The organism is Pseudomonas sp. SWRI154 (assembly GCF_014268645.1).
Taxonomy (GTDB): domain Bacteria; phylum Pseudomonadota; class Gammaproteobacteria; order Pseudomonadales; family Pseudomonadaceae; genus Aquipseudomonas; species Aquipseudomonas marvdashtae.
Genome location: NZ_JABWQW010000002.1, coordinates 86555 through 98564 on the forward strand (window position 1 = coordinate 86555; position 12010 = coordinate 98564).

The 12010-nt window shown below is 57.3% G+C and carries 11 protein-coding genes; 10 read left to right on the forward strand and 1 reads right to left on the reverse strand.

Translation table 11 applies throughout. The features are described 5' to 3' along the window. Window positions 1-57 precede the first annotated feature (57 nt). From HU806_RS02385 to HU806_RS02410, 6 genes are all read left to right on the forward strand, one after another. A complete protein-coding gene (locus HU806_RS02385; protein ID WP_186609721.1) occupies window positions 58-810 on the forward strand; it encodes an N-formylglutamate amidohydrolase in 753 nt (250 codons plus the stop codon). Between the two features lie 106 nt (window positions 811-916). Continuing rightward, window positions 917-1933, forward strand: a complete 1017-nt coding sequence (astA, locus tag HU806_RS02390) for an arginine N-succinyltransferase (protein WP_186609722.1) — start codon at window positions 917-919, stop codon at window positions 1931-1933. Window positions 1934-1994: 61 nt separating this feature from the next. Beyond that, window positions 1995-3029 (forward strand): arginine N-succinyltransferase subunit beta, encoded by a 1035-nt coding sequence (aruG, locus tag HU806_RS02395; protein WP_186609723.1) that lies wholly within the window; start codon window positions 1995-1997, stop codon window positions 3027-3029. 201 nt (window positions 3030-3230) lie between these two features. Then, on the forward strand, window positions 3231-4004 hold the full coding sequence (locus HU806_RS02400; RefSeq protein WP_186609724.1) for a hypothetical protein: 774 nt from the start codon (window positions 3231-3233) through the stop codon (window positions 4002-4004). Next, window positions 4001-4660 carry a transposase gene (locus HU806_RS02405; RefSeq protein WP_186609725.1) on the forward strand — a complete coding sequence of 220 codons (660 nt, stop codon included), beginning with the start codon at window positions 4001-4003 and terminating at the stop codon, window positions 4658-4660. The genes HU806_RS02400 and HU806_RS02405 overlap by 4 nt, the downstream gene beginning before the upstream one ends. A 668-nt stretch (window positions 4661-5328) precedes the next feature. Beyond that, window positions 5329-6198, forward strand: a complete 870-nt coding sequence (locus tag HU806_RS02410; protein WP_186609726.1) for an oxaloacetate decarboxylase — start codon at window positions 5329-5331, stop codon at window positions 6196-6198. Between the two features lie 80 nt (window positions 6199-6278). On the opposite strand, the gene HU806_RS02415 is transcribed toward HU806_RS02410, so the two are convergent. Continuing rightward, window positions 6279-7508: an acyl-CoA dehydrogenase gene (locus tag HU806_RS02415; RefSeq protein ID WP_186609727.1), complete on the reverse strand. Its 1230-nt coding sequence runs from the start codon at window positions 7506-7508 to the stop codon at window positions 6279-6281. Window positions 7509-7686: 178 nt separating this feature from the next. Here HU806_RS02415 and HU806_RS02420 point away from each other — a divergent pair, with 178 nt between their 5' ends. From HU806_RS02420 to HU806_RS02435, 4 genes are all read left to right on the forward strand, one after another. Beyond that, on the forward strand, window positions 7687-8619 hold the full coding sequence (locus tag HU806_RS02420; RefSeq protein WP_186609728.1) for a LysR family transcriptional regulator: 933 nt from the start codon (window positions 7687-7689) through the stop codon (window positions 8617-8619). Window positions 8620-8721: 102 nt separating this feature from the next. Beyond that, window positions 8722-9123 (forward strand): MerR family transcriptional regulator, encoded by a 402-nt coding sequence (locus tag HU806_RS02425; protein ID WP_186609729.1) that lies wholly within the window; start codon window positions 8722-8724, stop codon window positions 9121-9123. A 57-nt stretch (window positions 9124-9180) separates the two neighbouring features. Beyond that, window positions 9181-10080: a hydroxymethylglutaryl-CoA lyase gene (locus HU806_RS02430; protein WP_186609730.1), complete on the forward strand. Its 900-nt coding sequence runs from the start codon at window positions 9181-9183 to the stop codon at window positions 10078-10080. A gap of 757 nt (window positions 10081-10837) precedes the next feature. Further along, complete coding sequence (locus HU806_RS02435) at window positions 10838-12001, forward strand: isovaleryl-CoA dehydrogenase (protein WP_186609731.1); 1164 nt, start codon at window positions 10838-10840, stop codon at window positions 11999-12001. Window positions 12002-12010 lie beyond the last annotated feature (9 nt).

Genomic DNA, 12010 nt, shown 5'->3' on the forward strand with positions numbered 1-12010 from the left:
AGGCCCAGAAGCTGGCCTTGGCCCAGGCACCGTCGCCTGCCAAACTTTGTGAGCACTATGCGTGAATCCATTGAATGTACCGAATGGGGTCTGTACACCAAGCCAGCGTTCCGATTGCTCCGGGAAGACTCTGAGCACCCCGTGCTGCTGGTTTGCGAACACGCCAGCCGCTTCATCCCAGACGCGCTGAACGACCTGGGCCTGGATGAAACGGCCGCCCAGGAACATATTGCCTGGGACATTGGGGCCTTGGCCCTCGCCGAGCGGCTGTCTGAAACCCTCGGAGCGACCCTGCTGTGCGCTAATTACTCGCGATTGTTGATCGACCTGAACCGCCCACTTCACGTCGCCGACAGCATTCCGGCACAAAGCGAGATCTATCAGGTTCCCGGTAACCAATCCCTGGACGACGCAACGCGCGAATATCGCCAACAGTGTCTCTTCCATCCATTTCATGATCAATTGCGGGCTTTGATCGACCAACGCCTGGGCGAAAACCGCACCGTGCGAGTGGTGGGTATCCACAGTTTTACACCGGTTTTCTATGGACAACCGCGCGCCCTCGAGGCCGGCGTGCTGTTTGGCGAAGCCAGGGACTACGCCCAGCGCATTGTCGACGGGCTCGGGCGACATTCGTTGCGGGCGGCCGGTAACCAGCCCTACAAAGTCAGTCCCTTGAGCGACATGACAGTTCCGGTACACGGCGACGGCCGCGGCCTGGACTCAGTGCTGATCGAAGTACGCAATGACCAGTTGCGCAGCCCCGAGTCAGTGCGGACCTGGAGTGCTTATCTCGCTCCGCTGCTATAACACGACGGTGATGAAATTTCGGCTACAAGCTACAACGCGTGGACATCGACAGTGATCGTCAAGCCCGTCACCTGAGAGCGGGCTCTTTTGAACAGGAGTGCTATCCATGCTGGCCCTACGTCCAGTTCAGTTAAGCGATTTGCCGCAGTTGCAACAACTGGCCCGCGACAGCCTGGTAGGTGTCACTTCGCTTCCTGACGACACTGATCGCCTGCGGGAGCGAATCCTCACTTCGTGCGCCTCTTTCGACGCCGATGTGCAGGTCCCAGGGGCAGAGAACTACTTTTTTGTCTTGCAGGACCTGGCGTCAGGCCGCCTGGTGGGCTGCTCGGAGATTGTCGCCGCTACCGGTTGCAATGAACCGTTCTACAGCCTGCGCAACCGGCCGTTTTCCAGCGAGTCCCGGGAGCTGAACATCCAGCATGGCGTACCAGCGCTGTCGTTGTGCCAGGACCTCAACGGCCAGACGCTGCTACGCGGTTTCCACATCGACGCCGCACGCGTGCGCACGCCTGAATCGGAGCTGCTCTCCCGGGCCCGGCTGATGTTCATCGGTGCTCATCCCCAGCGCTTTGCCGAGGCGGTAATCACCGAAATCGTCGGTTTCAGCAGTGAAGACGGCCAGTCGCCCTTCTGGGACGCCGTCGGCCAGCATTTCTTCGACCTGCCCTACACCGAAGCCGAACGTCTGTGCGGCCTGCAAAGCCGTACCTTTCTCGCCGAACTGATGCCCCAGTATCCGATCTATGTCCCCATGCTGCCGCCAGAGGCGCAGGCCTGCATCGGCCGGGTGCATCCCGATGGCCAGGAAGCCTTCGACATTTTAGAGCGCGAGGGTTTCGAAACGAATAGCTACGTGGACATCTTTGACGGCGGGCCGACGCTGCATGCCCGGATAAACAACATTCGCTCAATCACCCACAGCCGTTCAGCCATCGTGCGACAGAGCCGGCAGATCGATGCCCGCGGTCGTTACCTGGTCAGCAATGATGGCCTTGGAAACTACCGGGCCATCATTGCCGAGCTGGACGTCAACGCCGAAGAGTCGGTGTCCCTGACCCCCGACATGCTGGCAGCGCTGGGTATCGCAGAAGGCGATCGGGTCCGGGTGGTCAGCCTATGAAACGCGTTCGATTGCGTACCTCGTGCCAAGACCGTGCCCGGAATGATGAAGGAGCCACGTCATGATAGTTCGCCCGGTTGCCCTGACCGACCTCCCCGCCCTGCTGGAACTGGCCCGTTGCGCCGGCCCGGGGTTTACCAGCCTGCCGGCCAATGAGGAGCGCCTGGCACACCGCGTGCGCTGGGCCCAACGCACCTTTGCCGGGCAGGTCGAGCGGGCCGACGCTGACTACCTGTTCGTGCTTGAGGACGATGACCGTCGAGTGGTGGGCATCAGCGCACTGACTGGCGCCGTCGGGCTACGGGAGCCCTGGTACAACTATCGCGTCGGTGTAACGGTCAGCTCGGCGCCTGAGCTGGGCATCCAACGGCAAATCCCCACGTTGTTCCTCAACAATGAAATGACCGGGCAATCGAAAATCTGCTCGTTATTCCTCCATCCAGAGCTGCGTCGCGGCCACAATGGGCGCTTGTTGTCCCTGGCACGCCTGCTCTTCGTCGCCGAATTTTCCCGGTTGTTTGGAGAAAAGCTGATCGCCGAGTTACGAGGCCAAGCGGATGAACAAGGCTGCTCGCCATTTTGGGATAGCCTGGGGCGACACTTCTTCAAGAAGGATTTCAGCTGCGCCGATCAGTTGTCTGGGATGGGCAACAAATCGTTCATCGCCGAGCTGATGCCACGTCAACCGTTGTACACCTGCCTGCTCACCAAACAGGCCCAGGCTGTAATAGGCAAGGCGCATCCGGACACCGAACCCGCCCTAAAGATCCTCAACGCCGAAGGTTTCGTCCATAAGGGGTACGTTGATATTTTCGATGCCGGGCCGGTGATCGAGGCGCAGATATCGACGATCCGTAGCGTGCGCGACAGCCGGTCGCTGTCCTTGATGATCGGCACGCCCGACGAACAGGCTCCGATCTGGCTGATTCATAACCGTCGCCTGGAAAACTGCCGCATCACCAGCGCACGGGCGCACCAGCACGGCGAAAGCCTGCTCGTCGACCGCGCCACCGCCAAACGCCTGCAAGTGCAACCCGGTGACACGGTTCGCGCCGTGGCCTTGCCCAGACAAAGGCGACAGACTGAGGCAGCGTAACTTCCCGGTTACCCGTCCTGACACTCCCTCCCCTCGCGCAATGTGAGGGCGAAGCGATTAAAGCAAATAAAAAACAACTCTTTACATACCCGAAAGAGCCCCGATAGCCGGCCAGCAATACTTATCGACAATTACAAAGTTGCTCTCCTACCTACCCAACTCCATACTTTCCAACACCGAGCCACTGCAACGAAAACGATCATGATAAAAAATTTAATTACCAAGAAATTTTCGCCAACGCATATAGCGAAAAAAATCAAAACATTGGACATGACGTCAGAAACAAAGCAATTGATTTCCCAATTGATCGACAAACCAGAATTCTCCAGGAAATCATTCCGGCGGGCGACAATCATGAATATCGCCAACGCGCATACCGGAACCCTGGTACTGCACCAGACGAGCATCGGTAATATAAGCATCAAATCCGCCACGTTTGACGCCAGCTCGTCACCGCTGTACTCGGTACCTGGCCAAAGCATTTTATTCGCCCTTGATCGACCCTTCGAAATCCAGCGATACACGCTCAACGAGCATCGGATCGAAAAAGCCGACAGGGTTATTATCGATAAGAAAAACCCGTTAATAATTGACGGCCGTCATACCTTATTCGATTACATACAAACCTGCCCTAAGCCGGCCAAGCTGACAGGTCGAATCAATCTGCCAAACAGAGCTGCGGACATCAACGTATTCGATCGTATTACCTTGCGCAAAATAGCCTGGTTGCCCCACGACGAAAGCGCTGCCCGTTACTTGACCAGCCTCGAGCTGCTCGAAACAATCCAAGACCCCGAGGCCGTCAAAGTTGCCGAGGAACTGATCTATCACTATCATCCGGCCGTGGTATGGAAGGCCTTCCAAATACTCTATGAGGCCGACCGGCACAAGGCGCTGGCGCACGTTGCGCTGTTGAAAAAACACAAGAGTGCGCGCCTCGACAGTTTGCTTCATCCGCTGGAGGCCGCGGCATGAAGCTGGACACTTTCATAAAACGCATAAAAACATATGATCTGCTGCGCGACAAAGCCGATGTCATTGAAGACCTGCGCCAACTGGCCTCGAATCGCTCTATTCTGAGTCAACATCTCCATGCCGTGATCCAGGCCGACGGATTCGCCATTCGTAACAGCCTTTACAATGCTTATGCGTTTGTATTGCACAGCAATGATGAGTTCACTCTCCGCCTGGGATTCTGGGCACCCGTAGAGACCCATGACGAGAGTGAAACATTCATTTACAACCTCAACCACAATCATGATTTCGACATGTATGCGGTCGGTTATAGCGGAGATGGTTACACGACAATTGTTCGTGAAATTCTTGATGACCTTCCGCTACAAATGGGTAAGGCGCCACGACTAGGCACCGAGCGAAGCGTAAAACTGGCGCCAGGCGAAGTCATATTCATGCCCGCCTTGCGGGAAATTCATAGACAGATTGCGCCCCGGTCAATGTCCGCATCGTTGAGTTTGCTTATTCATCCAGAACATTCGATCAGAGCCGATGAAGCTTGGTGTTTCGATGATAATTACAAACCGCTTTATCCTGGCATAGCGTCGCAAGAGACAGCGCTATTTACCGATACGCTATCTTTGCTCAATCCCGGGCAGTCCTTGGCCGCCCTATAACTAAAAGAGGAGTAAAAATGAAAAACCTGATGAGGAACTGGGAGGAACTCCCACTGCTGCGTGCGAGTATCAATGTGTTGGATACTCCAATCAACACGAAAGCCTCCCTTGCGCGGAATGGTTCACACCTCGCCTTAACGTAGCAAACATCCATGAAATCAAGAAGTTCTGGAGCACAACGGTCCAAGACTGACACCCCGTGAAACAAGGGCAAAGGATGGCACTTTTATAGAAACGCTGTCATTGCTCTTAACCCCGGGCAGTCATCCGACTGCCCGATAGTCTGATAAGGAAAAAATATGACTAACCAGATGAATAATTGGGATGAAGCTCCTTTGCTACGCGCAGGGACTCAGGTAGTGGATACTGCGACAAAACTATCGAGCGAGGCCCCATGCCAACTCCCGGAATGGTCATTCCGCTTCAACGTTGGGAATATCCATGAGATCAAGCAAATCCTGAGCACAACTACCCAAGATCAGTAGCTTGTAGATATAACCATTCTGCCAGGCTGCAGACCTTCTCGGTCTGCGGCCCTTTTTGGGTGCAATGAAAAGCATGGCCCATGCGCATTCGTCATCATCTTTTCGCCTGCCACGTGATAGCCTTTGGACATTCGGCGTTGACATCTTTGCTCAAGCCCTTCCATTCCCATTGGTGGAACTCATATGTCCAGGCTTTCCCATCAAGATTTGCGTCGTAACTTTCGCCAACTGCTGGCTTCCCAAACGTGCTACCACACCGCCTCGGTGTTTGATCCGATGTCGGCGCGCATTGCCGCCGACCTGGGTTTTGAAGTGGGTATCCTGGGCGGCTCAGTCGCCTCATTGCAGGTATTGGGCGCGCCGGACTTTGCCTTGATCACCCTCAGCGAGTTCGCCGAACAAGCCACCCGCATCGGTCGCGTGGCTCAACTGCCAGTGATTGCCGACGCCGACCATGGCTATGGCAACGCGCTCAACGTGATGCGCACCATCATCGAGCTTGAACGTGCCGGCGTAGCTGCGTTGACGATTGAAGACACCTTGCTCCCGGCGCAATTTGGCCGCAAATCCACTGACCTGATCAGCGTGGCCGAAGGCGTCGGCAAGATCCGCGCGGCGCTGGAAGCGAGAGTCGATTCGGAAATGGCGATCATCGCCCGCACCAACGCCGGGATCCTGCCAGTCCAGGAAATCATCAGCCGCACCCAGCAATACGAACGCGCCGGCGCTGACGGGATTTGCATGGTGGGCGTGCAGGACTTCGAACACCTGGAAAAGATCAGCGAGAACCTGAGCGTGCCATTGATGCTGGTCACTTACGGAAACCCGCTGTTGCGTGACGACAAACGTCTCGCCGAGCTGGGCGTACGCGTCACCATCGATGGCCACGGCGCCTATTTCGCCGCGATCAAGGCCACTTATGACAGCCTGCGGGAACAGCGGCAGATCTTCACGCAGGCTTCGGACCTCAGCGCCACCGAACTGACCCACACCTACACCCAGCCAGAGGAATACATCCGCTGGGCCGAGGAATACATGAGCGTCAAGGAGTAGGGTCGATCAGTGACCGGTAGGTAATATAAGTACGCCATCACGAGCAGGCTCATGATGGCGTAGGCTGATTGAAGTGATCCTCACTGCCCGCTGCGGAGCATTTCCTTGGGCACGTACTTGCCGATCTCGAACTTGCCGATGGCGGCGCGGTGGACTTCATCCGGACCGTCGGCCAGGCGCAGGGTGCGTTGCATGGCGTACATATAGGCCAACGGGAAATCGTTGGAAACCCCAGCGCCGCCGTGGATCTGGATCGCCCGGTCGATTACCTTCAGGGCGACGTTCGGCGCAACGACCTTGATCTGGGCGATTTCGCTCTTCGCCACTTTATTACCTGCAGTGTCCATCATGTAAGCCGCCTTCAAGGTCAACAGGCGAGCCATGTCGATCTCCATCCGCGAATCGGCAATTTTGTCGATGTTGCCCCCCAGGCGCGCCAGCGGTTTGCCAAACGCCGTACGACTGATGGCGCGCTGGCACATCAACTCCAACGCCCGTTCGGCCATGCCGATGGAACGCATGCAGTGATGAATCCGACCCGGGCCCAGGCGACCTTGGGCGATTTCAAAGCCGCGCCCCTCGCCCAGCAGGACGTTTTCGTACGGCACCCGCACGTTATCAAACAGCACTTCGGCGTGACCGTGGGGCGCATCGTCATAGCCGAACACCGGCAGCGGCCGAACGATTTTCACCCCAGGGGTATCAACGGGTACCAGGATCATCGAATGCTGGGCGTGACGCGGTGCGTCGGGATTGCTCAGGCCCATGAAGATCAGGATTTTACAGCGCGGATCGCAAGCACCTGATGTCCACCACTTCTTGCCATTGATCACCCACTGATCGCCGTCGCGCTCCGCACGGGCAGCCATGTTGGTGGCATCAGAAGAGGCAACGTCCGGTTCGGTCATGGCAAAGGCCGAACGAATCTCGCCCCGTAGCAGCGGCTCGAGCCAGCGCTGCTTTTGCTCTTCGTTGGCATAACGCACCAGCACTTCCATGTTGCCGGTGTCCGGCGCCGAACAGTTGAACGGCTCCGGCCCCAGCAACGAACGTCCCATGATCTCCGCCAGCGGCGCGTATTCCAGGTTGGTCAGGCCGGCTCCCAGCTCGGACTCCGGAAGGAAAAGATTCCACAGCCCCTCGGCCCGAGCCTTCGCCTTGAGTTCCTCCATGATCGCAGTGGGCTGCCAACGGTCGCCTTCAGCCACTTGCCGTTCGAACACGGCTTCAGCCGGGTAGACATAGGCATCCATGAACGCCGTTACGCGTTCACGCAGTTCCTGAACCTTGGGGGAATAGGCAAAATCCATGGGCAGCACCTTCTTGGCAGAGGTTGTTTTTAGGTCATGAAATCGATGCTAGTTCAGCTACGAAAATTTACCTAACCTATTCTCGGCGTGTATTAACATTCATCACCGATATATGTTTCACTGATTCGCATTGCCACCCGGCACCTCATAACAAGCCCAAGAATAAGAGTGCAGCGCTATGAATCTGAGCAAGGTCGACCTTAACCTTTTCATTGTTTTCGATGCGATCTACACCGAAGCCAACCTGACCCGCGCCGGGCAGATCGTTGGCATCACTCAGCCGGCCGTGTCCAATGCCCTGGCGCGTTTGCGCGAGACCTTCAACGACCCGCTGTTCGTACGCACCGCCCAAGGCATGGTGCCTACGCCGATGGCGCAGAACATTATCGGGCCGGTGCGCAACGCCCTGTCGCTGCTGCGGGTGTCGGTGCAGGAAAGCCGGATCTTCAACCCTTTGCAGGCCGTCAAGACCTACCGCATCAGCATGACCGACCTCACCGAAGGCGTGATCCTGCCCCCGTTGTTCCAGCGCCTGCGTCGCCTGGCGCCGACCGTGGCCATCGAAAGTTTCCTCTCCAAGCGCCGTGAAACCACTAAGGAACTGGCCGCCGGGCGCCTGGACTTCGCCGTCGACGCGCCGCTCAATACCGACCCGCAGGTGCGGCACGTCAAGCTGATGGAAGACCGCTACGTCTGCGCCATGCGCAAGGGGCACCCGTTGGCAGGCAAGGATAAAATCAGCCTCGACGATTACCTGTCCCAAACCCATGTGCACATTTCCAGCCGCCGCAACGGTCTGGGCTATGTCGACCTGGCCTTGGGCAAAATGGGCATCCAGCGCAAGATCGCCCTGCGCTCGCAGCATTATCTAATGGCGTCCCAAGTGCTTCAGCAGACCGACATGGTCATGACGGTTCCCGAGCGCTTTTCTCGCCGTCACGACTTGCATGCCTTCCTGCTTCCGGTCAACGACGTACCGCCGGTGGAAACCCACCTCTACTGGCACGAAAGCACTGATCAGGACCCGGCGAACCGTTGGATGCGCGAACAGATGATCGAACTGTGCCAGCAAGTCACGGCCCATGAGAAGAAGCTCGACAAAGTGGTGTGAAGCGATAGCCGGCGTAAACGTTCGCGAGCAAACCCCGCAGCTTGACGTGAACGTCAAGCTGCCATTAGCTTAGCGCCAACCTCTTTTGTTTCGAGCGCTTCCATGAGCAGCCAGACCTACAGCATCTCCGACCTCGCCCGCGAATTGGACATCACCACCCGCGCCATCCGCTTCTATGAAGAACAAGGCCTGTTGAGCCCGGAACGGCGTGGCCAGGAGCGCATCTATTCGCCCCGGGATAAAGTCAGCCTGAAGCTGATTCTGCGGGGCAAGCGCATCGGTTTTTCCCTGGCCGAGTGCCGTGAGTTGATCGAACTCTACGATCCCAGCAGCGGCAATCAGAAGCAGTTGCACAGCATGCTGGCGAAAATCGTCGAGCGCCGGGAACAACTCGAACAACAACTGCTGGACATCGAACAGATGAAGCTGGAACTCGACACCGCCGAAGAACGCTGCATCCAGGCGCTGGAGCAGACGATCAAGGGTGAGGAAAGCGTCCAATAACGTCGCCAAGCCCGCTGCCGCAGCGAACTATCGCCTTTCACTAACAGGTCAATCGCCATGTCCCTTCCCTCCTTTGTACGCCTGATCGAGGTCGGCCCTCGCGACGGGCTGCAGAATGAAGCACAGCCCATCAGCGTCGCCGACAAGGTGCGCCTGGTGGATGCACTGAGCGCTGCCGGCCTTGGTTACATCGAGGTCGGCAGTTTTGTTTCGCCCAAATGGGTGCCGCAGATGGCCGGCTCCGCCGAGGTGTTTGCGCAAATCCAACGCAAGCCCGGTGTCACCTACGGCGCCCTCGCGCCAAACCTGCGCGGTTTCGAGGACGCGCTGGCGGCCGGGGTCAAGGAAGTGGCGGTATTCGCCGCGGCGTCCGAAGCGTTCTCCCAGCGCAACATCAATTGCTCTATCAAGGAAAGCCTGGAGCGCTTCGCCCCGATCATGGAAGCGGCGAAACGCAACGACATCAGCGTGCGCGGTTACGTGTCGTGCGTGCTGGGCTGTCCTTACGAGGGCGAAGTCAAGCCAGAGCAAGTGGCCTGGGTTGCCAGGGAGCTATACGCCATGGGCTGCTACGAAGTGTCCCTGGGCGACACCATCGGCACCGGTACCGCTGGCGCAACGCGCAGGATGTTCGAAGTGGTTTCAGCGCACGTGCCGCGGGAAAAACTGGCGGGACACTTCCACGACACCTACGGCCAGGCGATGGCCAACGTCTACGCCAGCCTTCTGGAGGGCATCGCAGTGTTCGACAGCTCCATTGCCGGCTTGGGCGGCTGCCCATATGCCAAGGGGGCCAGCGGTAACGTAGCGACGGAAGACGTGCTGTACCTGCTCAATGGCTTGGGCATCGAGACCGGTATCAACCTGGACGCCTTGATCGCCGCGGGCCGACAGATCTGCGAGGTGCTAGGTCGCCCGACCGGTTCGCGTGTCGCCAAGGCTCGGCTGGCACAGTGAGGTGTTACCGCCCCGCTTGTAACAGGGGTGAAACGAGTAACACGGAAACAATTTGTCAGGTTTGTCGCGCCAGCTTTTTCAGTGACAATCTGCAACCCATTGATTTTCATATATTTTTAAAAGTTGGCACGGCACCTGCTATATCTCTTGCACAACAAAAATAAAAAAAAAGCGACACACCAATAAAAACAAGACGAAACGACTCTGACATAACAAGAACAACACGGCAGAGACGCAGCTAACAGATTTTTTTGGAGAAGATGTGCTTTTCAGGGTGCTTCCAGGAGCAACCCGCAACCGGGCAGAGAACAATAAAACTACCTTCAGGTAGCTCCCGAATCGGTTGGATCGCCAGGCGAAAAAGCAGGTCAGCGCTCAAAAAAATACGTTTGCTCTTGATCCCGGATGGGGATCGCCAAAAACAGCGGTAAAGGGTCACGGCTACCAAAAACAACAACAGGCCGCCCCTCAATAATAAAAAAAGAGCACGCGACGACAAAATTAAAGGGGAGCTTCGGCTCCCCTTTGTGCTTTTCCGTATTTGGATTTGCGATGTGCCAGCCAGCCTATTCAAGAGCCGGTCGTTTTCGGTCAGGCCCAAGTTTCTCCCCCCTATAACCAAGCGCACCTAATCTGGCTCAAGTTGACGTTAACGTAAAGAGCATTGACAGCTCTTCATCCCACATTTACGTTAACGTAAAGGTGAGAACGGTCCTACGACCTACCACAGCCGATAAAAAAGCCAAAAAGGTGCCCCATGAGCTACCCATCCCTGAATTTTGCCCTCGGCGAAACCATCGACATGTTGCGCGATCAAGTGCACGCCTTCGTCAAGGCAGAGCTGGCGCCTCGGGCGGCGCAGATCGATATCGACAATCTGTTTCCCGCTGATATGTGGCGCAAGTTCGGAGACATGGGTCTGCTGGGCATCACCGTAGCGGAAGAATACGGTGGCGCCGGCCTGGGCTACCTGGCTCATGTGGTCGCCATGGAAGAAATCAGCCGCGGCTCGGCCTCGGTCGCCCTCTCCTATGGCGCTCACTCCAACCTTTGCGTCAACCAGATCAACCGCAACGGCAACCATGAGCAGAAGAAAAAATACCTGCCCAAGCTCATCAGCGGCGAACACGTCGGCGCACTGGCGATGAGCGAACCGAACGCCGGCTCCGACGTCGTCTCGATGAAACTGCGGGCCGACAAACGCGGCGATCGCTACGTGCTCAACGGCAGCAAGACCTGGATCACCAACGGGCCAGACGCCAACACCTATGTGATCTACGCCAAGACCGACCTGGAAAAAGGCGCCCATGGCATTACCGCCTTCATCGTCGAGCGCGATTGGAAAGGCTTCAGCCGAAGCAACAAATTCGACAAGCTCGGCATGCGTGGCTCCAACACCTGCGAGCTGTTTTTCGATGACGTCGAGGTGCCGGAAGAAAACATCCTCGGCGTGCTCAACGGCGGTGTGAAAGTCCTCATGAGCGGTCTCGACTACGAACGCGTGGTCCTCTCCGGCGGCCCTACCGGCATCATGCAGGCCTGTATGGACCTGATCGTGCCCTACATTCATGACCGCAAGCAGTTCGGCCAGAGCATTGGCGAATTCCAGCTGATCCAGGGCAAAGTCGCCGACATGTACACCCAGCTCAACGCCAGCCGCGCGTATCTCTATGCGGTGGCCCAGGCCTGCGAACGCGGTGAAACCACCCGCAAGGACGCCGCCGGGGTGATCCTCTACAGCGCCGAACGCGCCACGCAAATGGCCCTCGACGCGATCCAGATCCTGGGCGGTAACGGTTATATCAACGAATTCCCGGCCGGGCGTTTGCTGCGTGACGCCAAGCTGTATGAAATCGGTGCCGGCACCAGTGAGATTCGTCGGATGCTGATCGGCCGCGAACTGTTTAACGAAACTCGCTAACGGAGCTGA